Genomic DNA, 25,677 nt, shown 5'->3' with positions numbered 1-25,677 from the left:
GACCGGGCTTCATAGGAGCACGACCGATCCGGTTCGAAGCGATTCGACAACAGCAATCGTTGCCAGGCTCGTTTCCACAATCTCTGGTTCCGGAACAGGCGGGCCGGTGTTTTCCACGACCGCTGCGACGAAAGCGTCGAGCTCACCCTGATGACCTTTGTCCTGCTTCAATCTGCTCCACTGGCGTCGCACGCTGCCGTTGGCGACGATCTCTAGCATCCGAAAATTGTCGATGCTGGCCACTGTGCCGCCCGCGTAGCATTCCATTCTTTCCTTGCTGTAGGCTGGATCGCCGAGTGCCGTATACACAAGGGTACAAAGACTTCCATCGCTGAACCGAATGGCGACGGTGACGTCCTCGCACAGCCCGCGAACAAGGCGCGCCGCATCAGCTCGGACGGCCACAATCGGCGCGCCGATCAGGAAGCGGGCCAAATCGACGAAATGACAGAGCTCACCGAGGATGCGACCGCTTCCCTCGTCAGGTTCTCGCTGCCAGCTGTCAGGTGCGAGTTGCCCCGCATTGATGCGCATGAGAACGTTTTTTGGCCCAGGCAACGGCGCCAAGTGCCGATGCAAGGAAGCGATCATCGGCGCGAATCGTCTGTTGAATCCGACTTGAAAGAAAGCGGAAGACGTATTGCGAGCTTCTATGACTGAATTCATTTCGTCCCGCGTCAGGGCCAACGGCTTTTCGACGAGGACGGCTTTGCCCGCGGACAGCGCACGAGCGGTGAGAGCCGCGTGAGTGCTGTGCGGCGTGGTGATGACAACTGCATTGATCTCGGGATCGTCGAAAACTGCCGATTCGTCGGTCCCACAACGGCGAAAACCAAATTTGCGCTGGGTGTCTTCAGCCGAAACGCCGCGCTGCGTCACGACTGTTTGCAACACCACCTTGGGGTGGCGGGCCAGTGTGGGCAGCAATTTTGATCGCGCGAAAGACCCCGCGCCAATCACCCCCAAGGAGCACCGGCGGCGGCCCGGATCCGGATTCGGACCAGTCCGCATTTCGATAGTCGAGATCGGCCCGACTCTTGCTTCCTCGTCGGCCGGATATTCTATTACGACCCCCAGATGCGGTTCCGCCCCTTCCGTAACCAGTTCATAGGCTTTTTCCGCATCCTGTATCGAGAACCGATGTGTCGTGAGTGCTGTCGGAGTGAGCCGGAGCGTACGGCTCGGACTCATCAGACGAACGCACTCAGACAAATTGTCTGCCTCGGTCCAGCGTATCCAGCCGACAGGGTACTTGACGTTGTGTTTTTCGAAGTCGTTGTCGTATCTTCCGGGCCCATAGGAACGCGAGACGACGACCGAAAGCTCTTTCTTCATAAACTCGCGATACGGAAACGCCGTCCCGGTGATGCCGACCAGACTGATCTTCGCGCGGTCGCGCGCAATGTCCGCGGCCGTGTCAAACGGCTCCCTTGAATCCGTAGCAGCTGCGATCACAACGCCATCACAACCGACGCCGTTGGTCTGAGATCCGATGAACGCAGAGGGACTACCGTCAGCAAGATTCCAGGTGAATTCGGCACCGATGGACCGGGCCAGAGCAAGCCTTTGGGCGCTGTAATCCAGGCAGACTACGCGGCACCCGTGGATCGCAAGGAGCTGAGCGGCCAATTGGCCGACCAGACCCACACCGATGACCCCAACCACGTCACCCAGCTTCGGTTCTAACAGGCGGATGCCGTTGAGCGCTATGGATGCGAGGGTACCGAAGCACGCCTCGACGTGGGATACGTCCCCCGGGACAGAGGCTGTCAGGTTGCCTGGAGCAACATTATACTCAGCGTGATTGGCGATTCCGGCTCCCGCAATGGCGACCCGATCGCCAACCTGAAATCTGCCTTCGAGCCCAGGGCCCACTTCCAGAACAACGCCCGAAGCGGAATAACCGAGCGGCAATGGCTGGTCGAGACGCGCTCGCACAGCATCCAGAGTGGCCAAGAGGCCATCGCGATGGATCTTGGCTACTACTTGCTTGACCAGATCAGGCCGACTCTTTGCTTTCGCGATCAGGCTCTTTTTTGCAAATTCGACGACCATTCGCTCTGTGCCGGCGGAAATCAGGCTGGCCGCAGTGCGCACCAAGAGATGCCCCGGTTTGACGCGCGGTACAGGTACGTCCCGAACCGACAGGGCGCCAGTGCTTGCACTTTGGACGATCTGTTTCATCCTCGCGCTCTCCGGCAAGGACCGTTACGCCGACGTCCGGGCGCCCAGTCGTGCGACTAAGCAGCAATTCTCGCATCTGTGCTCGCGAGCGACGGTTGGCAGCTCAGCTGACGGCACCAAATCTCAATGCACACGAGCGTGAACAGGATGAACGCCACGTCGCTCCGATTCTGGTCGAACGCATTGCGCAACCGAGCGACTGCTGCGGCATCAAACAGGCCTCGCGCTGTAACGACGCGCGGCGATGTCATTTCCACAATCAGGCCGCGTGCAGGACCTGCCATCCAGGCCCTGAGAGGGACGCCAAAGCCTTGCTTCGCGCGATGCAGAACAGCCCGATTCAATCGGCCCGCCATAGCCTTCCGCAGAATCCGCTTCGTTTGCCAGAGTGTGATCTTTTGTGAGATCGGAACCTGCATCGCAAACGCTACCAGCCGGAGGTCAAGGAGAGGCACGCGGAGTTCGACCCCCTCCTGCATGCCCATCTTGTCCGTGTAATTGAGATTGAGGTCCGGCACGAATCCATGAAGGTCCAGTTGCAGCAGTCGTTCCACTGGATGCAATTCGCGCGTGTCGGCCAGCAACCGGCCAAACGGGGCGCCATGGCTCTCGAGCGATTGGCCTGGGGCCATCGCCACGAGCGAGGTCCGCTCGCTCGCCGGCCAGTTCGAGAAGCTCATGGCTTCCGTCAGCATCTCGTCCTCGCTCAAGGCTAACAGCTGACCAAGGCGGCCGAGCCGACGTCCAAGAACGGAACGGCTGGGGACCCCCCTGATTAGACGCGAGGTCAATCCACGTGCGTAAGGGATCTGATCCAGCGCCGCCCAAATGGACGCCGCGACGTGCCTACCGTACCCCGTGAACAGATCATCCCCTCCGGTGCCCGTCAGCAACACCTTGATGCCATGTCGCTTTGCTTCTGCAGCGATCATCCGGGTCTGCAGGGCGGCAAAATCGCCGGTCGGCTCGTCCAATTCCCAGAGCATTCGGGGAAGCTGATCGATAAGCTCCGCCGTAGTCGGCACTTCGACCAGCGGGACCTCCAGCCTTCTTGCCATCTCGCGTGCATGGACAATATCGTCCCCGAAATTATCGGCGTGAGTAGGGTCCTTCGGCACGCTTGCACAGAATGTGACGATCCGAGCGGGATCAGTCGCTCTGCACATCGACGCCACAACGGCGCTGGAATCAACGCCTCCGGATAAGCAAGCGCCGATCGGCACGTCGGCAACCATTTGATCCGCGACGACCCGATCGAACAGATTCAGAAACGCCGTTGGTTCAGCTCGCTCGCAGCGGGGGGGCGGGTGAGGAATCTTGTAGTATCGCTCGACCGTCAGCCGGGCGTTGGCATCGACCCAGGCGCAATGTCCGGGCCGTAGCTTCCGAACAGACTTTAGCATGGTGGAAGCAGACGATGACCAGACGAATGCGAGGTGGTTCGCCACGCATCCCGTGTCGATATCGCGGGATACATCCGGGCACACCGTCAACGCCTTGAGTTCTGATGCAAACAGAAACCCGTGAGGTAGCGCGGCGTAGTACAAGGGTTTGACGCCGAGATGGTCACGAGCCATGAAGAGGTGCCGCGACGCGCGATCCCAGATCGCAAAAGCGAAGATGCCGCTTAGGCGACCGAGGCAGGATTGGCCCTCACATTCAAATAGACGAAGAAGCACTTCCGTATCGCTCTTGGTGCGAAATACGACACCGGCGCTTTCGAGTTCACGGCGCAATTCCTTGAAATTGTAGATCTCGCCGTTGAATGAGATGACGTAACGTCCATCAGCTGTATGCATTGGCTGGTTGGCGGCAGCACTCAAATCGATTATTGACAGGCGCGCGTGGCCAACCGCGAAATTCGACTCCGAATCCCGCCAGGCGGCGCGACCGTCTGGGCCACGATGACTAAGTCGATCGAGCATCGCATCGAGCAGCCGGTCACTCCAGGGACCGCGGAAGCCTGCAATACCGCACATGTGAGGGGATCCTCCCACCGGGGTGCGGAACGCGCAATCCGTACTGGCGTTCCCGTTTTGGTGGAGGCGCATTGGATCGAATAAACATAGGTTTAAATCGGGTCCGGATGAAATTGTGTCGGGCCCCCGCGGAACCTGCGGCTGTCAGCAGCGTTTAGCGCCTCGTTCCGAACCAGGAGAAGCATGTGGCCGACACCGGAGCTCGCGAAGGTACGAAGGTGCCCGAAAAAGATGCGTGTTGGTCCTCCGGCTTGTCGCTCACGGCGATCATCCTGACCTACGATGAAGAACTGCACATAGAACGCTGCATTCGCAGTCTCAAATCCGTCGCGTCGCGCATCTATGTCGTCGATTCCTTTTCGACAGATGCGACAGTCGAGATCGCCCGGCGTGAGGGCGCCGAGGTGGTGCAACGAAAATTCAAGAATCAAGCCGATCAATTTCAATGGGCGCTCGACAACCTGCCGACCGATACCGATTGGGTCATGCGTATTGACGCAGATGAGTACATTTCGACAGAGCTCGCCACATCGATGACGACACTCATTCCGCGCGCACCCGCCTCCGTTTCCGGCTTTTACGTTGACCGCCTTGTCGTATTTCTCGGGCGCCCAATTCGCCACGGGGGCTTCTACCCCATGCGAGTCCTGAAAATCTGGCGGACAGGATTGGGCAGAGTAGAACAGCGTTGGATCGATGAGTACTGCGTCGTCAAGCAGGGACTGGTTGACTACTGCCCTGGCGACTTGATCGACGAGAACTTACGGGACCTGACTTGGTGGACGGACAAACACAACAAGTATTCGAGCCGCAGGATGATTGACCTGCTCGACTATGAATTGCAGCTGGGACTGTCGCAGCATGCATTGAGCGGCAATGTGTCCCGACGACAAGTTGTCTACCACAGGATCAAAGCCAATATATATCCCGCTCTCCCGCCCTACCTTCGAGCTTTGGCGTACTACCTGTATCGGTACGTATTTCGACTGGGGTTTCTCGACGGGCAGCAGGGTCTCGTTTTCTGTTTCCTGCAGGCTTTGTGGAACCTCTTTCTCGTGGACGCCAAGCTCTATGAGGCCCGTCGGATGATCGCAGCGGAGGGACTAGAGTCGTTCATCAAACATTTGCGGGACGCGCAGGGGCTCGACGTCAGCCCTCCTCGTTTGGAAAGCGAACCCCGCCGGAGCGCGTAAGCGTGTTGCGGGCCGTCTGTTGCCGTGCCTTTGGGCCATCTGGGAACGGACGGGTTCAGACACTCGGAAGAAAGACCTCAGTTCAAGGTTCGCGCGTGCCGAAGTGCCCAGTGAATGTAACGCGAGGGAGAGAGACATGAACCGCCGCGACTTGCTCTTCCTGGGCGCTGTGGGCGGCTTTTCGGGTTCAGCTCGTGCACAGTCAAACAAACCTAAAAGCATTGAAGCCCGACTAGACGTGCGGAAGTTTGGTGCGGTCGGTGATGGTGTGCACGACGATACAAATGCCTTTAGGAAGGCCATCGATTACGCCTGCAACAACAAGATGCAACTGGTGATCCCCGGTACGCCGCAATCATATTTGATCTCCGACTCTCTACCAATTCCACACGGCAAGCACGGTTGGGCGATCACGGGAGAGGCTGGGCGAGTCACCATCACACAAGCCGCCAACAACAAGCCAATCTTCCTGTTCTCCAGCCACGGTCACGACTATCGAGATACGACCAACCGTGCTTTCAGCCTGAAAAACCTGCGAGCGGCGTGGACGCGCAATCAATCCATCGCGAACAAAGAGTCAAACATGTTCCTGTTCGACGACGGTGGGTACGCGGATTTTCAGATCGACAATTGCGAGAACCACAACGGCTGTCGACTTGTTTCAACTCGCGAGGTGCAGGCACCCGGTCGCCCTCTGAACCTGTGGGGATGTATTATGTCGCGTCTCTTCAGCGGTTACGTAGCGAGTGGCGCGGCCATTCGCCTGAGGACAAACCCGGTCGAGGGGATGCCGAATATCCTGATTTCGCATGTCTACGCGCTTCGGCAAATGGCGGAAGAGGAACTCATTCATTTGGCGGGTTGCTCGAGCGTCAACATCGACAACGTCGAGATCAACTTCGGCCGCGGATCTCAGCTCGTCTGCTGGGGCGGAACGACGGAGGTCAATGTGCGCGCATGGCGAATGGAGCAATGCACAGTAGCCGACACGCCGCGGAACGTCATTTTTGACCTAAGCGGCAATGGGCCGACTCAACAAGGCACCTACCGTTTCCAAGGCGTCGAGATGCGATTCACGACGATCGACAGCACACGGCCCCACTCCGTGTTTCACGCCAGCGCCGGCGCGCAAGTGATCATTGACGGCTATCAGGAAGTTGCGACCACACGCAAGTCAGGTGAGCTGACGGTGGCCACAACACAGGACGCACGGGTCCAGTTCCGCAGTGTTGCCGACATCATTTCTCCCCATGTATTTCTATTGGACAACCAGCAACTGGCGGACATCACCTTCTCGACCACGGAAGTGCTACGCTTTTACAAAAACGGCCTGACGTCGCGCATGGATCGCGTGACGAACGACTCACCGAGCGCGGTCAAGGGTCAAATCGTGGGGGCTGCGGGCTGGATATGGGCGATCGAGGTCAGCTTGGACGCGGACGTGACAGCCGGAAAGATCGAGCTGGTGGTCTTCAAGAACGGACTGCTAATCGATTCCGAAGCGATGAAGCTCGCCATCAGGAACGGTTCTAGGAGCGTAAAGGTTGCGACCATCATCAAGAACACTAACCATCCGGATTGTCGCGTAGTCCCTGGGGATCTCGTCCACTTCGAGATCTCGACGGACCAATCGTTTGCTGGCCCGACGAACGCGCTTTTCAATCTCATGATCGCGAACATCTAGACAGCGCCCGCGGCCCCGGCAGGCTTGAGGGATCGGCTGCCACCCACCACTCACCTGCCTCTATTGCACCGCTTTTCATCTTCTTCCGATGCACAGTACCGACGCAGGGATCGTCTGCCATCCGACTTTGCTGCCGCGAAGGCCTGGCACGCTCCTCTTCCTGCGAAAGGAAGCGAGGCGCTTGGGCGCTGAATTCTGTGGCGCAAGCCGAGAAGCGCGGCTCATTCGCCGTTCAAAATTGGGACCCGTTGACGACGGGGAACATTGGAACTTGAAGTGCGTTAATGTTAAGGCGTAGTTTGTGTCCTTTGGCGTTTTTGGCTCCAAATGTATCAACCCGACAAGTCGAGAGCTCTGCTCGGGGAGGTGGAACAAGCGCCCGCTGTTCCAGCAGAGAGCCTCACATCTGGCATCGCATTCATCCGCCGCAACCTGCGACTGATCCTGACGTTTCTTGCCTTGAGCATCGCATCATCCGCAGGCTATCTTCTCTTTGCTGCTCCCCGCTTTACCGCGCAAGCCGTTTTATACATCGAGAAGCCGCAAATCCGCCCTGTTCAACTTGAGTCCGCTAGCAGCGACAATTCTGTCGATTCTAAAACGGTCGACAGCCAAGTCGAGATTCTGAAATCAGATGCAATTGCGATGTCAGTTGTCAAAACGCTTCAGCTGGCGGAAAATGCGGCTTTCATAGGTACGAGGACCGCAGGTTTGACTGGCGAACAGGACGCGATGCGCGTTCTGCGACGAAATCTATCTGTGTCGCGGGTCGGCCTTTCTGCGGTGATCAAGATCAACTTTACCGATACTGATCCTCGGCAAGCCGCCCAAATTGCGAATGCCGTTACTGCCGCGTATATCGAAAATCGGATCAATGCCACAAATCAGGCCGCAGATGCCGCCACCAATTGGCTGGAAGCTCGGCTGCGTGACCTCGAGAAGAAGGCAGCCGATGCAGAGAAGCTAGTCCAAGAATTTCAAGCAAAGAATGAAATCGACGAGCAGGCAAAGCTGAGCGAGCTTCGGGCAAACGCAAGGACGTACCGAAGGCTCTACGACAGCTTTGTCCAGCGCTACGCTGAAGCCGGTCAGCAAAAGTCGTTCCAGTTCGTCGAGGGGCAAGTCGTCAGTCCAGCTTTGCCGCCAGCATTCAAGAGCAAGCCGAATCCTGTTCTCGTGCTGCCGATTGCTGTATTCGGCGGACTTTGCATCGGTCTTGCGGTTGCGGCTTGGGCGGAAGTGTCGGATCGGACGTTCCGGACGCCCGAGCACGTTGCGGAACGCCTGAAGACGAACTGCCTCGGCGCGCTCGAATGGATTCGAAAGCCATACTGGCGACCTCTGGCTTTGCGCGCGCGGTTCCGGAACAAGTTAGCGGATTCCAAACTGATACCTTCGAGCGGCCTCTTCTCGTATGTGTTGACAAATCCCACCTCGCATTTCGCCGACACAATCCGCTCGATAAGACCCTTGTGCGATCTTCTTCTGCCGGAACAGCCGTCGAGGATTGTCGGATTTACATCTGCGCTCGACGGGGAAGGCAAGTCGACCATCGCTGCGAATTTTGCGCAGCTTGTTTCGCGTGGAGGACGCAGAGTCCTGCTCGTTGATGCGGACTTCCGCAAGAGGACGCTGTCACGTTCCTTGACGCCGCGCGCCTTGAAGGGCTGGTGCGACTTAGCCCTTGCGCACGCTGCCGCCGGGGAAGTCCTCTGCACTTCTGACGCCAGTAAAATGCATTTCTTGCCTCTCCTGAAAATGCCCGAGCCGTTCGAGCCGACAGAGTTTCTGGCATCGGACAGCGTCCGCACGATGTTTGAAGGGCTGCGACGGCAATACGACTATATTGTCGTGGATTTACCGTCCCTTGCGCCACTTATCGCCGTCCAGGCTTCAACCGTGACGATCGACGCCTACGTCCTGGTAGTGGAATGGGGCAAGACCTCGAACGAGACGGTGCAATGCGCTTTGGCATCAGCCCAAGGAGTGCATCACAAACTGCTCGGTGCGATTCTGAACAAGACCGACCTTCGCTCAATGCAGCGCTACACACCCCACCACAATAGCGACTGCTATTTTCGTGCCCCGACGGCCTCCTCCTTTTGACCTTCGTCGGGCGCCGCGGGCGATCCAGAATCGGTGAATTTTGGGAGGCCCTCCAGTCGCAGCCGCACCTCAACGACGTCGCCCGGCATCAACCTGGTCTCTTCATTGGCAGTCATATTGCTGGAGGTGTCATTGTCATTTCTGTACACTTTGATATCTGGCTCACCACCGGCTCCGCGGGCGAGCTGAGATCGCACCACACCCGCGTATAATAATTTGTCGCCGACAGCCTGGAGTCGAGCCCGGATGGTGGCGAGTCGGACGTTGGCGTCCTGCAGTTTTGCCAGCAAGTTGTCCCGCCTCTGGTCCTGCACACGCTCCAATCGTCTGGCGAATTCGCTCCGTTCGCGCGCCACCTGAGCTATCAGCGCGGTTGTCTGAAGCACCCGAGTGGCTGAAAACAGCGTCATTCGGCGCGAGTCCGAGAGCCGTGTCATGGGCACCAATCCCCTGCTAAATCTGGCTTGCATGTCCGCGAAATCGGCAGCATCAGCGTCCGCATCCTTCTGTTCCGTCTCTCTTTGATGCTGGAGTGTCGCGATCCGCCCGTCCTCCTGCTGGACGGCGTTCTCGAGATATTGCTTCTCCTTTTGATGATCGGAATTGTCGACGCTGAGCCGTTGAGCCTCAAGATCCAGTATCTTCGAAGTCACCACCAATGGGAGCGGCAGATCGTCCGTGTTCGTTTGCTCGAGTGCTCTCTTACCGTCGAGTTCGGCTTGGAAACGTTCAGCCTGTGCCCGCACCTTGGCAAACTCTGTCCATAGTTCGTAGTAATCGCTGCGAAAATCCGATGAGTCCAGAAAAGGATCCCGCCCCCTGAACCGCTTTGTGTCATAGCCGCCGGCAAGCGCGATGCTCTGGCGCACGGTCATTCCAGGCCGATATGGCTGAGTCCCCGGATTGGCCACGTCGCCATTGAGGTATATCGGCCGATACTCCGCCACGGTCATTGTAACCTCATCGGGAGACACGGTGACAACCTCATCCCGCGACATCAAGCGCCCCTGCTGCTCTGGCACCCGAGGGCGAAACGCCTTGGTTGAAAGTATCGACTTCACTTGCTTGCGCAATTCAGCCACGGTGAGGCCTGCGGCCTTGATATCTCCAATCAATGGAAATGAGGCTTGGCCATTTAGATCGATCATGACCCGGTGCCGCAAATCCGGAATTCCGACTGCTTGGACCTCGAGCACATCGCCGGGTGCCAGCAGGTACTCGCCGCGCGCCGCTACCGGGGCAAGCAGGACTGCCATGACCATCAGGACTCGCTGAGGCTGTGCAGCCGACCCAAACAGGAGCTTGAGCAAGCTCATTGCCTTCATCCTGTCCTCCACCGCGGCCCGGGGGATGCTGCCTGCTACAACGAGGCCCCCTCTGGGAAGTTCCCTTGCCAGTGTTTCCTTGGAAGCATCCCGCGTCACCGCCCGACGACGGATCGCCGGTCGGATCCGACGTGAAAAGGTCGCCGGGCGCTCTGTTTTTCCATCCCTGTCATGCGCAAGCCGCCGCGGGGAGGTTCTCGGTCAGAGGGAACCGATCCCGGTCGCCTCCGTTGTATGCGACAAGTCCCGGCAGAGATCCGTGCCTCGGCGGCACGCGACCATCTCAGATCAGTTTCGGCCGCCAGTTGTCCCGTGCCACTCAGTTGTATGTCGGAAACGTACATGTACGCTCCAGCGCAATCAAACGCGATGAGCGGCCGTCGTGTCGGCAGAACGCCTCTCCGCATCAGAAATGCCGCTGAGGATATTGCCGGACGATTTGTGCATGATGGTCCTTGTCGGCCCCTCCGCCTCGCTTTCCTGTGGGCATACTGGACCGGCTATATCGACTCAACGGTGCAGTACCTTCGGTCCGAGCATCACGTGATGGTTTTTCGCGCTCGTCAGCAGGGACACGTCGGCAGTCTGAATGGCCAATACAGGTTTGCCGAGGAGAGCTTCGGGCCTGTCGAGGCTGAATTGATCTACGGCGCTGAAATCGACGTCGACGCTCTTGACCATGCGCTGCGTGAGTTCGGGCCAGATGGAATCGTCGTTCTGTCGTGGCGCAGGCGCGCGTATCGCCAGTTGATGAAGCGGTGGGCCGGGAGAGCCGTGCGCATCGTGTGTCTCGACAGCCAATGGCGCGGGCATCTGGGAGCTCTGCGGAGCAGGAGCGAGTTTCCGCTTCTCCTTAAACAGTGGGGAGGGCGGGCCCTGCGGCGATACTTCTTCCACACGTTGTTTGACGGCGCCCTCCTCTGCGGTCCCAAGTATCTCGACGGTCAAGGATGTCCTGCAGTGCGGCAGTCGAGACAGATGAAGTTCGCGCTCAAAATGGGCTTTCATCCAGACGACGTTTGCGAGGGCTTTGCTGTTTGTGATTGGCACATGCTGGCGCACGGACGGCATCCCGCCAACGCTCGCGAACGAAAGAGATTCCTATTTGTGGGCCGTTATGTGCCTGTGAAGGGCGTTTCAATCTTGGTAGACGCGTATCGGTTGTACGGCCGCCACAGCCCGGAACCCTGGCCTCTGATTGTTGCCGGTGATGGGCCCCTCAAACATCTTTTTTCCGGAGTGCCTGGAATCCAAGATATCGGATTCGTCCAGACGAAGCGGTTGCCCGAGGTGCTGGCGGAAGCGGCATGCCTAGTCCTGCCCAGCATTCTGGAACCGTGGGGTGTCGTGATCCAGGAGGCCGTTTCGGCGGGACTCGGAGTAATCTGTACCGATGAATGCGGAGCCGGAGACGTGTTCGTGCAGCAAGACGTCAACGGATTTATCGTGCCGACCGGTAATGTTGATGCGCTGGCAGGTGCAATGAGGAAGTTTTCCGAATCCAAGGAATTTCTCGAGGGCGTTCCGAATGCCAGTATCGAGATGTCGAAACGATTGCTGCCCTCGAGCTTTGCTGAAACCGTCATTCCATTTATTCAAGCAAGAAGGCAGTTCGTCTCATGAGATTATGTGTCATGGGCAATGCGCCGGTTGCTGCGGTCAACCCGTCGACCATTCAAATGGATAGATTGCAGATACGCAGGGTTGCTAGTTCTCTCACAGCATCGAGATAGTCAGCCTCCCGCGCAGGCGCCGGCGGTCAAGCCGTCACGCGAGAACGTCGTCAACCTTATGGACGCGATAAGGCGAAGCGTCGCCGCCGAGCGCCCAGCAAAGCCTGCCCGCCAGCGCGGAACTAGGAAACCGCCACGAGAAAGCGCGGCGGGCGCCACCGCAGAGCCGGTTGACCCAACGGCGACGCCCGCTTTTCGAGCCCACCGCTAGACAGTGGCGTTGTCTGACAGCTTAGGCCCTTTATGGCTCCTTCAACCTCAAGGACCCCCTTGATCCGAAAGGTTCATTTGAGGGCAGGATAGGAGGCGGTTTGTTGCTGATCGAGCCACTGGATAGCGCGCAGGCGATCGTCGAGCCGCGGGACGCCGCCGAATCTGCGGGGCTCAGATATGTTTCCGACGAACGGCCCGGTATTCGGCGCAAGAAGGCGGGGGCGGGGTTCAGCTACAAACGACCCGACGGCTCAAGACTCATCGAGCCTGACGCTCTGAAGCGCACTCGCGATCCCGGCCGCCTGGACCGACGTGTGGATCTGCCCGACTCCGGATGGCCATATCCAAGCAACAGGCCGTGACGCAAAGGGACGAAAGCAATATATTACCATGCGCGCTCCGCGAGGTCGGGAAAGCACGAAGTACGAGCATGTGGTCGCATTTGCAGATACGCTGCCGTTCATTCGGGAAACAGTACGCGAGCACATGGCATTGCGCGGCCTGCCGCGGGAAAAAGTTCTCGCATCCGTCGTGCATCTCCTGGAGACCACATTGATCCGCGTTGGAAATGACGATTACGCCAGGCAGAACAACAGCTATGGCCTCACCACGTTGAAGAACCGGCACGGGAAACGAGGTCCGTTTCCGCTTCACTGGTAAAGGCTGCAAACAATGGTCGCTGCGGGTGCGAGACCGGCGCGTCGCCAAGAGCCTGTCGGGAGCTCCCCCGGGCAGGAGCAACTTCAGTACATCGATGGGCAAGGCAATTGCCAGGATGTCACATCGACCGATGTGAATGAGTATCTCAAGGCGATTACCGGTTAAGACATTACGGCAAAGGATTTCCGGACCTGGGCGGGGACGGTGCTTGCGGCCATGGCCATGAGCGAACTAGAGAGCTTCGACAGCGCCGCTCAGGCCAAGCGCAATCTTCGCAGCGCGGTCGAAAAAGTCTCCGCACGGCTCGGCAACAGGCCGACGATCTGCAGGAAGTGCTACATCCATCCGGGGATGCTGAACTCCTACATGGATGGAAACCTGGTCTTCGAGATCAAGTCACAAGCCGAGAACGAGCTTCGGAGCGCTGTCGAAAATCTGAAGGTGGAGGAAGCCGCCGTGCTCGCGTTACTACGCGGCCGGCTCTCCAAAGAGATGGAGCAGCCGGAAAACGCTCATCCTAAAGAGTCGTCTGGCAAGCGGCGGGCGCATGTTGCTTGACTGTTAGTGCCCGGGCCCACCAACGGAGCGCGCAATCGCCACCCTGTTGGTCCTGATTGCCCGCTGACCTTACTAACGTCCGGACCTTGGTTTCGGCTCTGCGAGCCGACGCGCCAGCTTCTCATCACTCAGCTGCTGGATGGGCTGCTGGGCCGGCGAGCGCCGGACCACCAACAGCGCCTGCTTCGATGAAGTTGGATGTGGCCCTTCGAGTCGCCATCAGCTTCAATGTCGGCTTTGCACCAATATGGCGGCGCGCGCCCCATCATGCTGGATTTGACCGAGCGCTTGGCGGCGCAGTCGATACATGCAATCAGTCGAAGAGCGGCGACGCCAGCGGACTCGTTCGAGGCTTGGAGGTTCCTCGACGAGTCCGCAACCGCCGCCGCTGCATTGCCGCACACACGCGAAGCCTACCTCTTCATTCCGGTTGCGTCTGTACGATACTGACCACAAAGGACAGAATCCGCATCGGTGTGGAATTGCGGTTACGCCTCGATGGCTTGGTGATGCCAAATCTCGCCTTGAAGAACGGATGCCGCAACTGCCCTCCGCCGACTTGGTCCGAAGTTCAAATTCGGCAAGCAACTGCGGCTCAACCACAAATGCCGCGATGAGCTATTTGCGATAGAGCAAATCAAAGACAACCAGCACTATCTTGGTGGATCGCCCTTTCAGTTCGTTTTGCAGATTTGAAAGAATCTATTGTCCCCTCTTTGGCGGGTACACGGCTTCGCCATCGATGATTGGAGAACCGCCGCTACATGGCCCGCATCGGAGGCAACCACGTGTACGAGTTCTTCACTCTTGGCGACCCTGAACGCCCGACGGGCTGATCAATACTCGACCTAGAAATGCAGTTGTTTGCTCAATCTGAACTACTGTATCTGGGAAGCGCGGTCTGTGTCGGATACTTGATTTCACCGATGTTGCGGATGCGTCGTTTTTTTTGCCACCCACCGGTCGAAGCCCTAAACGGCTAAAGATCATACGCCCCAGCGTATCGGCTAATCTATAGAATCGGTCAATTCATGCTGAGATTGTCACTTCAAACGCGATGTTAGATGCCCGTTTTTCCGGCCGAAGCAGTAATCTAGTTCACACACTTGATTTTACGTGGCGAAGTCGCATTCACATTCTCGCAATCTAGTCTTGTTCATTGTCGCCAACGTAGACGGTCATGATAGAACCCTGGCTCCGCCCCGTACGATTTGGAGAAAGAATGGCAAAAGCTAAGAAAGCAGTTCGCCGCGCGTGGACAAAAGACGATGTTCGCACAATGAAGACGATGGCAAAAGCAAAGTCCGGCGTCGCCAAGATCGCAAAAGTGTTGAAGCGGACTCCCGGTGCGACGACTGTTATGGCGGCAAAGCTTGGGATATCCCTATCGATGCGCGACTAAGAACTTGCCCAATGGTACTTCTGACCCAGCATCCTGCCCCGATAGTGCTTCATGTTGGCGCAGGATGTATTATGGTGTTGGGACCTCGGGTGGATGATCTGAACCCTCGCCAGGCCGCTCAATCGCTTCTGCCGGTAAGCAGACCAAGCCCAAAAGATAGCGCACCCGAGTACAATCGTGCTTCCTGCGACCACTAAGATGGCACCCGGGATCACCATTGCGGTCTTCCTTTGGTTTCTATCCTGGCTTCACCGTCTGAGCGCGCAACACTGAGCCAACGTCCGTCATGGCACTTTTCGGACCTGACCGTTCAGACTAACGATGTCAGTTTACGAGGGCACAGCCGACTCGTTTTCGGGCGCGTCTCGGTCGTTGCTGATCACATGATCACTGATACCTTCGATCGCCGAACTATAGCTAATATGGAAGTGGCCCTTGAGCGTTTACTTCTTCCAATTGGCGGCGAGGATCACCGGGCCCGTCGGATCGTCGCCGGCAAAATAATTGAATGTGCCAACCGTGGTGAGATCATCCTGAGCAGGCTCACTGAGGTCGGATACGCCGCCATGATGCAATTGAATGCTCAGAATTTCTTAAGGGGCTAAGGCCCGGCGCCGCGAGGCAATGGGGCACGGCGCTGGGCTTCCCGCAGTGCTAGTGTCCATCAGAGAGACGCGCCACTGGCATCGCCGGAACGGCTCAAACGCAATCCGCTAGTGCATTACACGAAGAGAATAGTAGCTGATGCCACCTAGGACGAGGGCCGTAGGGACGGCCCAAAGAATGATTAGGGCATGGTTTCCTCCTCCTCCAACGAATGAGAACGGAGGAGAAAGCGTTGCATTCCAGGGGTTTTGAAGATTGGAACCCGGAAAGGTTCATTCTAGCAATCCAGGAACGTGGTGCGTGGGTCGGACGGAGGTCCCTGCGTGACCGCCCACCACTGCCGCCGCCGTCGAAATAACCGTCAAGGTCAATGCGGCAACGATGATGCCAATCCATTTCAAAGCGCGCTTGTCTGCCATCGCGAAGCGTCCTTGGCCGAGAAAGCCTGGCGGGCGTTCTGACTCGGGCCTTTCCCTCGTTCTGGTAATTCCACTTAATGAACAGCACGGAACAAAACTACGATCACGGCATACGTCTTCTCATTATGCTACGCGATGCGGCCTTATCCGTTCTTTCCGACCGCACCTTTGAAGAGTTCAGGGTTGTTGGCAACGTAGTCGCCCCAAAGCTCACGCATAATTCTCTGTACGTCGTCAGGCTTGAAGCTACTCCCATTGGAAAGGCCGCTACTAAGCTGGCCCCAGCGCACTGTTCCTGAATTGGGGTCCGACGGATCCGGCGTAAACGCCGCATCGGTCGGCTTATGAACAATCCGTGTGGAGAAATATTGAATTGATCTCGCCTACTAGAGTGTGCTCCATCGCGTCTTTAGCCGATAAGAGGGCTCGCATACATCGGCCGGAGGTGCTCTTCAGAAAACCGGGAAAAATCGGTAAAGTTCCTATCGATCTGTCGGAACGATCCGACTGCTGTCAGTTTGAATCGACCTGTTTTGTTTGGTGGAGTTTGCGCCGTGGCGTTCCGACAGGCGGCCATTGGCGCGAAAGCGCCTTCCCCGGATTCGGGGAGCCCGCGCTGGCGACCTCAATCGAGAAGGTGCCATCCGGCGATCGCTGGATCCACGAGATCAAGTTCGACGGCTACCGCGTCCAGGTGAACCTGGTGAACGAGGCAGTCAAGATTCTCACTCGTCGCGGCCACGATTGGACCAAACGTTTCAGGAAGGTCGCCGACGATGCGTGGCACATCAGGGCCGGTTCAGCCGTCATTGATGGAGAGATCGTCGTTCCAGCCGCGAACGGTACCACGGATTTTTCAGTCCTTAAACGCATCGCGCACAAGGGCATCTGGGTAGAGCCGGAACTGCTCGCCGAGATCGAGTGCCGCGCCAATCGGGCGGGGGCAAGGTGCGACACCCATTCTTCCGGGGGCTCCGTCAGGACCTATAGATGGACGATTTCGATCGCTTCTGGGAATGGGCAAATCAGCCGCCTCGCAGCCGGCTCACCATTGCCGCCGACCTGCATCACGCCGTCACATCGCTGTCGCTGAAAGTACGACCGCGACAAGGTGAATGAGGCTGTGCGCAAGTTGAGGGAAGCCGTCGAAAAAAATCCTACGCCGCATCGGCCGTGACCTCCCGCGTCCAGGTCCAGCTCCGGAACGCCGAGCTCCGCGTCTACGTCCGTCGGGGCAACGACTGGACCAACCGTTTCAAGAAGATTGCCGCCGACGCCTGGCACATCGACGCCGGCTCCGCGATCTCGACGGAGATCGTGGTGCACGCAGCCAACGGCACCACCGACTTCTCCGTGCTTCAGAACGAGCTGAAGGCACGATCACGCAAGATCGTGCTAGTCGCCTTCGACCTGCTCTATCTCAACGGTTAGGGTCTGCGGAAGGTGCCGCTGTTCGAACGCAAGGCGCTGCTGAAGAAGATCATCGCCGATATCGAGGTGCAGTTTTCCGAAAGCTTCGAGGTCGACGGGCTGCATATGTTTTCGCGCATGCCTGCAAGGTCGCTCCGGAAGGCGTCGTCTCAAAAGTACGCGATAGCCGCTACACCGCCGGCCGCATCAATGACTGGATGAAGAAAACCTACGCTCAGCGCGAAACGCTGACCATCGCCGGCTTCGCCCTCGATGGCAACAAATGGGACGGCATCTATGTGGGGTCTCGATAGAACTCCCGCTTTTAAGCCGCGGGTTATTATAGCATAGATAGGAGCCTCGATCTCGATCGGCGTCGTTCGGACAAATTCGGGGGTGACGATCTCAGGCCTACTCTGGGCCGAATGATACGACCATGACACCGTCGATCTTGATCAGGAATGTCATTGTCGGCATATCAGATGCCGGGGCCTGCCCGACCGCATGCCGGAACGCCGCGATCTCCTCTTGTACTGCTAGTCGGGGGACCAGCGCTGAATTTGGTGCACAGATCGGAGCGCCATTAGATGTGAGCGCAATAAGATCGGTCCGCAGGTCGCAGTCGCGGCAGATGTCCTGCGCCTCTGCAAGGTCAAGTGCTTCAAAGGCAAGCGTTGGCTTGCGATCGACGTCGAGGACGAACACTTGAAGTGAACCGATTTCCTTCGGCCGCTGCAATGGTCCGCGTGCTGACACGCAAGAGATCCTCATGATCATCTCTTCCTGTGAGCATAGAATAAGGCTGAGAAAGACATGTTCCTAGCGGAACAGACCTGGAACGACAGGCATAACCGCTCGCCTCAGAGGCACCTAGGATCGCAGTGATGAGACGTCGCCATGACTAGCAACGCCCGCAAAGCCAATTCGGTCAGCGGCATCCCTACAGCATCAGGAAAATGAACAGGCCTGCGCTGCCAATCAGCACCCAAGTGCCCGGCTTCAGAATACTCGAGAAGGGACCGCCATCCATAGCAGCTACTCTCATACTGGGCCCGGACCCTTCCGCCCTCTAGGCTATTGCGGACATCTAGGCGGCCACCGTTGAGGCCAGGAAGGCACTTGGCCTGAGGCTTCAAAGTCGTAATCGGCTTGAATGGTTCCTAATTAAAGCCGGCAAGATCGTTGGATTCGGCTTCGCTGAAGCCCGGGTTCGCGTACTGTTGGACGGGCTCCGTCGGCCAATAACGCTGCATCATCGGTGCGGCGCGTCAGAATACATAGGTTCGGGAGCGCCACAGCGAAAAATCGGAAAAAATCATCAAACGATTGGCCCGATTTACTGTTGCACAGTTCGCAAGGGCGGCCTCGGTTCAGCGACTAAGCCAGGTCGTTCGCCTGCGCTTTGGGACGCCAGCGATCTGCGCTAGTGCCGGGGGACTCGCAATTTGTGGCCAAAGGTTAGGGTCACGCGAACGCCGCGGTCTCGGTTTCGACGACCAAATCCGTTTTCGTATTCTCGTGCAGCGTCTGCACGATCAGCGATCCTATCTTTCCGGGAACGGGCCATTGGCCTCTTTCCGGCAAGCCAACCCCATCGTCAGCCACCACGACGCGATATCTTTCGGGATCTTGCCGCAGGCAATGCAGCGTAATTGTTCCGCCGGGTCGGCCCGCAAAAGCGTACTTGAATGCATTGGTCACTAGTTCGTTCGCGATCAAACCAACGGGCAACGCAACATTTATGGAAGTTGTGCTGAAGTCGGCTCCGATCGCATCGCAGATGGTAATCTTCTCTCCGGAGCGGGGCAGTCCTCGGATAGTCCGCATTTTTTCTTGCGGTAATGAAATGGGATGATCCGAGAATACCTCGAACTTTGAGTCCTTCCCTTTCAACGTGACTTGGCCGGGCAACTGGCGGCCTCGAATCAGGAAGTGCCCAAGATATTGGTCTTGCAGTTCCGCCACTAGCGCGTCTCGTCAACCAATGAGTAGCTCGTGCTTCGCCCGCCGGCAGCATCCTTTAGCAAAATGCCCCGATTGATCAGATCCTCAATGTCGCGTGCAGCTGTGGCCTGCGAGACCTTGGCCAGTTTGCCCCATTTGGATGATGTGAGTTTTCCTTCGAAGCCGTCGAGCAACCGATTGATGACGAGACGTTGCCTATCATTGAGTGAGCTTCCTGCATGCAACTCCCAAAAACGCGCCTTGCGCAGAACATTGGCTAGAATTGCTTCAGCGCCATCGAATGCACGCTCCAGGCACGCTAGAAACCATTCGAGCCAGGCCGTGATGTCAAGCCCGCCCTTCTGCGTAGCTTCGAGGATGCCATAATAAGCGTTGCGTTCCTTCCGGATCTGCGCGGACATGCTGTAAAAGCGCTGACCGCTGTTCTCCGAGCGCGCCAAGGCGAGATCTGCGATGGCGCGGGCAATACGTCCATTTCCGTCCTCAAACGGATGGATGGTAACGAACCACAGGTGGGCGATGGCCGCCTTCAGCACCGGGTCCGTGCGGCCCACGCTCTCAAACCACTCCAGGAACGCTTGCATTTCATTTTCAAGCCGCCACGCTGCGGGAGCCTCGTAATGGACGTGCTCACGACCGATAGGCCCTGACACAACCTGCATCGGGCCCGACTGTTCGGTACGCCAAGCGCCCACGACAATTTTGGTCATGCCGCTACGCCCGGTCGGGAATAACGCAGCATGCCAGCCAAACAGGCGCTCCGCGGTTAGGGCTTCGCTGTATTTCTCGGTAGCATCGAGCATCATCTCCACGACGCCCTCGACATGTCGATCGGCTGGAGCAAGCGCTCCGATGTCCATGCCCATACGCCGCGCAATCGACGAGCGCACCTGCTCCCTGTCGAGGATCTCGCCTTCGATCTCGCTGGATTTGACGACTTCCTCAGTGAGGGTTTGCAAGGCAGCTTCGGCCCGGAGAGTAAAACCCAATGCCTCCATTCGGCCGATCAGCCTGCCTTGCTTGTGTCTTACCGCCGCAAGGCGCTCCGCCAGTAGTTTGGAGCTCCATTGGAAGCCGGGCCAGCCTTCAAGTTCATGTATGTAGCTCATTTTTCTCTGCATCCTCTGCAGAGAATATGGAGCCTATTCTCGTCATACGCAACATTATTCTAATCAGAATTTGATGAGATTACCACTCCTATTCTCCTCACATTCAGATAAATTGCTGATCTACATTGTATTTTCTCAGCTAAGAAGGTTGGCACAATCCCATTTTGGGAGCTAGGCACACATTGCCTCCATGTTCTCGCTTCGTTCTAATGGTAGCTCACCGTGACTGGCCATGGGGACCAGACCACATCCCGAATGAACAAGAAGCCGGTCGTCGAGCCGCTTTGTCGCCCGACCTCGCCGATCTCATTGTCGGGATTAGACGTCCGCCGTCACCAAAAAAACAGCGTTTGAAAACCGTTTTAGTTCGGTCTCCTCAAGCAAGTTTCTCTGGCTAAGGTCTTAATTTATTCGGTGGGCACACCAGAGCTCGAACCTGCGACCCGCTGATTAAAAGTCCTCAATCGTCCGATTTGCACTCCGAAGTCGCCGATTGCCGCACCAGTCAAGGCATCAAGCTTTCTGAAGAGCGGATTTCGCGTACACGTTGAACAGAACGACCGAGCCAAAGGTCTCGCGAATTCAAGAGTACCGCCTCCAACACATGTTCAAGCGTAACACCGACAAGCTCGCCCGCGCTAAAGCACGACCCGATCCCGCCCAATGGGGCGAGGACGAAGTGATGACTCTGGTCGAGGCTGCTGTTGTGTTTTTTCCGGAAGGCCCATTGACATTATCATCATTGCGCAAGGCTGCGGCCGCTGGGATTCTTGAAATCGCCAAAGTGGCAGGTAAGCATTTGACCACGCCTCGTGCCATCCGCAAATTGGTCAAACCGTCATGCCGGGCCGCAAAGCCAAGCCGCCACGACTCTGGTTTCGAGAAGACGAAGGATGCTGGGTCATCCTCGATCAATCAGAGGGAAAGCGACGGCAAATCCGCACAGGCTGCAGCCGCGACGATGTTGATGGCGCTGCGAAAGCGCTCGAAACCTATATTGGCGGACGGCACACAACCACAGTCGGCGCAACTGACCCTAGCGTCCTCGCCATAGCCGACGTGCTCACGGCCTACGAGATATCCAAACGGCCCAAGGACAAGAAGGACGAGCGAGTCTGGGCGCAGCACGATCTGCTGCTCATCCGGCTTCTCGATCTTAATGGCTTCTTTGGTGACAAAACGGTGAGCAAACTCAAGGCCCAGCTGTGCCGCGACTTCGTGGACTGGTCCACCGGCACGCCGAATGAAAACAACAGGCAGGCCGGGATTAAGCCACGTCAAGGCAAGGTGTCTGATCAAACCGCCAGGCGCCGGCTTGAGGATTTGCGGGCTGCCATCAATGCCTACCACGCGGAGCACACCCTGAGCGTCGTTCCGAAGATTACCCTGCCTCCGAAGGCGGAAGGCCGCCACCGCTGGCTGACGCGCAACGAAGCCGCGCGCCTGCTCGGTGCTGCGATCGGCTACGTGTGGGATAGCGAGCGAGGCTCCTGGAAACGAAAGGAAGATGGCAAGCTATTGCGTCGCGAGCGGCGCATCATCCGGCGACGTTATCCGGCTGCCCGCTTTTGCCTGATTGGCATTTACAGCGCCCGGCGCGAGGAAACGGTTCGGCGCACGCAATGGCTCCCCACCACCACGCATCCCTGGATGAATCTGGATGCCATGATCTATCAGGGCAAAGGCGCACTAGAGCGGTCAACCAAGAAACGACGACCGCCAGCAAAGATCGCCAGCCGTCTGCGCCCTCACCTGATCCGCTGGCGCAAACTAGATCAAACGCGATCGGCCGAGCTGCGCGCTGCCGGCGTTTTCGAGAACGGTGAACAAATCCGGTTTGTGGTCAACCGCATCACCGACGGTCAGCCTCTTTCCGGCAAGATCAGGTCAGCCTGGGAAGGTATTCTGCAAGACGCGGGGCTTGGCGAAGATGTTGTCCGGCATTCGCTGCGCCACACAGCAGCAACATGGCTGATGCAAGCCGGCGTCGATATGTGGGAAGCTGCTGGCTGGCTTGGAATGACGGTAGAGCAACTAGAGGCCAACTACGGCCATCACCACCCGGATTTCCAAGAAGAGGTGGCGGAAGCGTTTGGCAGTCGCGGCCGCGCCTAGAATGGCTTTGTGTTCACAACCAGCGACGCTGCTGGATACGCGCCTCGCCGCGCTCTAGTCTCATCGCCAAATTTCGACTTCCAACTTTGTCGTCGATTCGGACGCGCGCCGTTCGGCCGAGTTACGCGCAGCAGGGTTGATCAAGGAAGGCGAGGAGATCCGTTTCGTCATCAATCGCATGCATGGTGGCCGGCCTCTCGCCGAAAAGATTCGCTCCGCTTGGGACGGCATCCTTGAGGACGTGGTGCGGCGGCACTCGCTCCGGCATACCGCGGCTACGTGGTAAGTGCAGGTACCGACCTGTGGGAAAGCTGCTGGATGGCTCGGCTGGACCGTCGAGCAGTTCGAGCAAAACCACAGCTACCTCCATCCCGACTTCCACGAGGAGGCGGCAGAGATCTTTGGCGCTAGACATCCCGTCAGTCGATGATCGTTGCTCCGCGCATGGTCGATACGCGGTCATTCGTGGGCCGTGCCCTGCGGATCTGATTATCGACCGGCGTTTCCGGGCGCCGTCTTCGACATCCCACGGGACCAAATTAGGGCATCGCGCTGCCAAGGGGCGCGTGCTCAGCAACAGCGAGGAATTGCCTCAATCAGAGGTGAATAAGCGTGTAAAGAGTTCAATTCGTTGCGCATTTCGTTGCGCGGCCAGAACATCGAAATTATAAGTCATTGAATATATGGTCGGAGTGGCAGGATTCGAACCTGCGACCCCTGCGTCCCGAACGTAAGTAGCGAACGAAAAGATCAATAAAAACAATCGAGTTTACTTGCGATTGACCACCTTTATCGCCGTTTATTCATGGGGTTTCGGTGGTCAATCGGTGGTCAGCTCCAACCTGGTCACCGCTGGAAAGCCGAAGAGCTGCTGATTAAGAGTCTCATTTTTTATCAATATTTCAATGGCTTAAACGTAAATTCAATGCTGTTGCGGTTCAATCAAATCAATTGGTTAAACACGAAATGTAAATTGCACGTGGGGTTTCGAGCACGACTCCCACGCTGGAGACGCAGTGCTGATCGCGCCAATCTCCGGGCAGATACCCTGCAACAGGGAACTTTACAGGGAAACTATCGATTTCGGCGCCCCGGAGACTGTGCTTGTAGCTTGAAAACGCCTCAAAGGAGCGTCTTCCGGGCTAATTCCCTACTCCGACGAACAGGGAAATCTTCCAGGCGATCAGGGTATGCTGGCGTGTAACAGGGAAACTCCGTTGCCTCTTCGGTAAGCGTTGATTTCTCACAGATTGGCCTCGTGGTTTGCAAAACAGATGCACTTGACTGAGGAGATTGCCCGCAAAGGTCAGGAGTTGCGCGAGATGCCGCGCTATCTCGATCTACTCAAGGCCGATTCGACCTGATCACGATCGTCACTCGGCTGCGCGGCGCGTCGGCGCCGACAGCAATGCATCACGAAGACACGACGGACGGCGACGCCGATCACGAAAGCCAGGGAGCAGCCGGCCAATAGCTGCCATGACGCCCGGCCTTGGTGGAAGTTGCGGCAGGTTCACACCGATCGCCTCAAGCGAATTGCGCCAGGCCGTGGCCGACGGACCAGTTCTCTTTCGCAGCCTCGAGAACGTTCACGAAAACGTCCTCCGGCCGGATGCCGGGGCTTTTGCCGAGCAGCTGCGCGGTCCGCCGGAACAGCGCTTTCTTCTGTTCGGGCGTGCGGGTGTCGAACACGGTGATCTGGATGTAGACGAGATCGTCGCTGCGGGCGACGCCAAAGGCAGCGCCGTAGCGGAAGTTTGCCGCGTCATGCTCGCTGATGGTCATGAACTGGTCGCCTTCCGGCACGTCGAGCGTTTCGCGCATCGCGCGGTAAAGGCTGTCGAAGATCGCCTGCCGGTAGACTGCCGGCTTTCCAGCACGCAGCGAGATGTGAATAAGCGGCATGGTGCGATCCTCCTTGACGAATGAGCTATCCCAGTAGATTTTGACACGATGTCGAAAAACCATATCCGTTCTTGACATCGCGTCAAATACTCTTTGCCGGCGTCAGAAGCCGGGTTGGACCGGGAGTACAGAGGAGAGAGGCGTGAGGCCGCGCGAGTTTGACCACGACGACGTCCTGCGCATCGCCTTCGATCAATTCTGGCGCAAGGGGGTGCGTGGAACGTCGCTTTCGGACATCGCACGTGACGCGGGCGTGCAGCGCGGCAGCCTCTACAATGCCTTTGGCAGCAAGGAAACGCTGTTTCTCTGCGCCTATGAGCGCTATGCGGGCGAATATCTCGTCTCGCTTCAAAAGGCGCTCGGCGCGGGGACGCTGCGCGAGCGCCTCACCGCGTTTTTCGACCTGACGATAAAAAACTTCCGTTCCGGCTCGCCGCCGCGCGGATGTCCGACCACGCGCGGACTGATGGAGCTGGGCTCGGTCGAGGGCGAAGGGCTGGATGAGAACGCGCGGCAGGCCTTCGCCGATCTGGTGGCCCGCATCACCGCTCTCGTTCACGAAGCCTTGTCAGAGGGCGCCACGCGAGGCGAGTTCAACGGAGACCCCGAGAGCGCCGTATTACACATCGTCACCGTGACCCGCGGCCTGGCCGTGCTCGAACGAGCCTTCGGTGATGAGGCCCAGCTTCGGAAGATTGCCGCACATACGGTCGACCTCGTGCTGGGCATGGAAGGTCCAAGGCAACGCTCAATCCAACCGCTAGGCTTGCGTCCTGATGGAAAACGCGGGGACAACGGCGACCGCACCGCAGACAATCACTAATGCCGTTCAAGTAAATGGTGCCCAGGAAAGGATTGTCGGGCAACGGCCGAGAGAGAAGCAAAATCAATAACTTAACGGCACCGCGGTACCACCGTTTGTACCAAGCAAATGTGCCGATGCCGATTGGGAAATCATGTGATTACGATTTCGGTAGTTTTTCTCAACGTCTATCGTCGTCCGTGAAAAAGTACCCAAAGCATTGAGCGGGATTCGGTTTTTGACGCAGATTGCAAGCTTGTTTTTCAAGGCGTTTCAGAACGATCGCCCAAACTTGCATGAGGAAACTTC

Annotated in this window: 18 protein-coding genes and 2 pseudogenes; 13 read left to right on the top strand and 7 right to left on the bottom strand. The window is 57.7% G+C overall.

What is annotated here, in order from left to right:
* Positions 1–9 precede the first annotated feature (9 nt).
* Both LMTR13_RS08400 and asnB read right to left on the bottom strand, forming a co-directional pair.
* Positions 10–2,184 (bottom strand): Gfo/Idh/MocA family oxidoreductase, encoded by a 2,175-nt coding sequence (locus LMTR13_RS08400; RefSeq protein ID WP_065727477.1) that lies wholly within the window; start codon positions 2,182–2,184, stop codon positions 10–12.
* 56 nt (positions 2,185–2,240) lie between these two features.
* Positions 2,241–4,163 (bottom strand): asparagine synthase (glutamine-hydrolyzing), encoded by a 1,923-nt coding sequence (gene asnB, locus LMTR13_RS08395; RefSeq protein ID WP_065727476.1) that lies wholly within the window; start codon positions 4,161–4,163, stop codon positions 2,241–2,243.
* 185 nt (positions 4,164–4,348) lie between these two features.
* On the opposite strand from asnB, the gene LMTR13_RS08390 reads away from it, so the two are divergent.
* The 3 genes from LMTR13_RS08390 (at position 4,349) to LMTR13_RS08380 (ending at position 9,146) form a co-directional block, all read left to right on the top strand.
* Positions 4,349–5,356: a glycosyltransferase family 2 protein gene (locus LMTR13_RS08390; protein ID WP_083218892.1), complete on the top strand. Its 1,008-nt coding sequence runs from the start codon at positions 4,349–4,351 to the stop codon at positions 5,354–5,356.
* A gap of 136 nt (positions 5,357–5,492) precedes the next feature.
* Positions 5,493–7,040: a glycosyl hydrolase family 28-related protein gene (locus LMTR13_RS08385; RefSeq protein ID WP_065727475.1), complete on the top strand. Its 1,548-nt coding sequence runs from the start codon at positions 5,493–5,495 to the stop codon at positions 7,038–7,040.
* Positions 7,041–7,367: 327 nt separating this feature from the next.
* Positions 7,368–9,146: a Wzz/FepE/Etk N-terminal domain-containing protein gene (locus LMTR13_RS08380; RefSeq protein WP_065727474.1), complete on the top strand. Its 1,779-nt coding sequence runs from the start codon at positions 7,368–7,370 to the stop codon at positions 9,144–9,146.
* Here LMTR13_RS08380 and LMTR13_RS08375 read toward each other — a convergent pair.
* The gene (locus LMTR13_RS08375) at positions 9,113–10,462 is read right to left on the bottom strand and encodes a polysaccharide biosynthesis/export family protein (protein WP_197521041.1); all 1,350 of its coding nucleotides are present in this window, start codon (positions 10,460–10,462) and stop codon (positions 9,113–9,115) included. The genes LMTR13_RS08380 and LMTR13_RS08375 overlap by 34 nt on opposite strands.
* 351 nt (positions 10,463–10,813) lie before the next feature.
* Between LMTR13_RS08375 and LMTR13_RS08370 the strand changes: the two genes are divergently transcribed.
* From LMTR13_RS08370 to LMTR13_RS08335, 7 genes and pseudogenes are all read left to right on the top strand, one after another.
* On the top strand, positions 10,814–12,094 hold the full coding sequence (locus tag LMTR13_RS08370; protein ID WP_197521040.1) for a glycosyltransferase: 1,281 nt from the start codon (positions 10,814–10,816) through the stop codon (positions 12,092–12,094).
* A 755-nt stretch (positions 12,095–12,849) separates the two neighbouring features.
* Positions 12,850–13,077, top strand: a complete 228-nt coding sequence (locus LMTR13_RS43280; protein ID WP_335622068.1) for a hypothetical protein — start codon at positions 12,850–12,852, stop codon at positions 13,075–13,077.
* Positions 13,078–13,293: 216 nt separating this feature from the next.
* Positions 13,294–13,635, top strand: coding sequence for a hypothetical protein (locus LMTR13_RS43275; protein ID WP_335622067.1), 342 nt, complete (start codon positions 13,294–13,296; stop codon positions 13,633–13,635).
* Positions 13,636–14,857: 1,222 nt separating this feature from the next.
* The gene (locus tag LMTR13_RS08355; RefSeq protein ID WP_065727470.1) at positions 14,858–15,037 is read left to right on the top strand and encodes a hypothetical protein; all 180 of its coding nucleotides are present in this window, start codon (positions 14,858–14,860) and stop codon (positions 15,035–15,037) included.
* A gap of 383 nt (positions 15,038–15,420) precedes the next feature.
* Positions 15,421–15,642: a hypothetical protein gene (locus tag LMTR13_RS08350; RefSeq protein ID WP_065727469.1), complete on the top strand. Its 222-nt coding sequence runs from the start codon at positions 15,421–15,423 to the stop codon at positions 15,640–15,642.
* Between the two features lie 974 nt (positions 15,643–16,616).
* Positions 16,617–16,930 (top strand): annotated as a pseudogene (locus LMTR13_RS43555) (ATP-dependent DNA ligase); the annotation flags it as partial.
* A gap of 314 nt (positions 16,931–17,244) precedes the next feature.
* Positions 17,245–17,783: pseudogene (locus LMTR13_RS08335) on the top strand (ATP-dependent DNA ligase); the annotation flags it as partial.
* 100 nt (positions 17,784–17,883) lie between these two features.
* On the opposite strand, the gene LMTR13_RS08330 reads toward LMTR13_RS08335, so the two are convergent.
* From LMTR13_RS08330 to LMTR13_RS08320, 3 genes are all read right to left on the bottom strand, one after another.
* Positions 17,884–18,228 carry a hypothetical protein gene (locus LMTR13_RS08330; protein ID WP_156795494.1) on the bottom strand — a complete coding sequence of 115 codons (345 nt, stop codon included), beginning with the start codon at positions 18,226–18,228 and terminating at the stop codon, positions 17,884–17,886.
* Between the two features lie 708 nt (positions 18,229–18,936).
* On the bottom strand, positions 18,937–19,437 hold the full coding sequence (locus tag LMTR13_RS08325; RefSeq protein WP_065727467.1) for an ATP-binding protein: 501 nt from the start codon (positions 19,435–19,437) through the stop codon (positions 18,937–18,939).
* Complete coding sequence (locus LMTR13_RS08320) at positions 19,437–20,546, bottom strand: Fic family protein (RefSeq protein ID WP_065732525.1); 1,110 nt, start codon at positions 20,544–20,546, stop codon at positions 19,437–19,439. Before LMTR13_RS08320 ends, LMTR13_RS08325 begins: the two co-directional genes overlap by 1 nt.
* 547 nt (positions 20,547–21,093) lie before the next feature.
* Here LMTR13_RS08320 and LMTR13_RS41550 point away from each other — a divergent pair.
* Both LMTR13_RS41550 and LMTR13_RS08310 read left to right on the top strand, forming a co-directional pair.
* A complete protein-coding gene (locus tag LMTR13_RS41550; protein WP_065727466.1) occupies positions 21,094–21,600 on the top strand; it encodes a hypothetical protein in 507 nt (168 codons plus the stop codon).
* A 5-nt stretch (positions 21,601–21,605) separates the two neighbouring features.
* Positions 21,606–22,661: a tyrosine-type recombinase/integrase gene (locus LMTR13_RS08310; RefSeq protein WP_065727465.1), complete on the top strand. Its 1,056-nt coding sequence runs from the start codon at positions 21,606–21,608 to the stop codon at positions 22,659–22,661.
* 1,527 nt (positions 22,662–24,188) lie between these two features.
* Here the strand turns inward: LMTR13_RS08310 and LMTR13_RS08305 are convergent.
* The gene (locus LMTR13_RS08305) at positions 24,189–24,566 is read right to left on the bottom strand and encodes a tautomerase family protein (RefSeq protein WP_065732524.1); all 378 of its coding nucleotides are present in this window, start codon (positions 24,564–24,566) and stop codon (positions 24,189–24,191) included.
* Positions 24,567–24,708: 142 nt separating this feature from the next.
* On the opposite strand from LMTR13_RS08305, the gene LMTR13_RS08300 reads away from it, so the two are divergent.
* A complete protein-coding gene (locus LMTR13_RS08300) occupies positions 24,709–25,389 on the top strand; it encodes a TetR/AcrR family transcriptional regulator (RefSeq protein WP_083218885.1) in 681 nt (226 codons plus the stop codon).
* Positions 25,390–25,677: the final 288 nt, after the last annotated feature.

Source organism: Bradyrhizobium icense (genome assembly GCF_001693385.1).
Classification (GTDB): Bacteria; Pseudomonadota; Alphaproteobacteria; order Rhizobiales; family Xanthobacteraceae; genus Bradyrhizobium; species Bradyrhizobium icense.
This window is presented reverse-complemented; position numbering and strand designations above follow the sequence as displayed.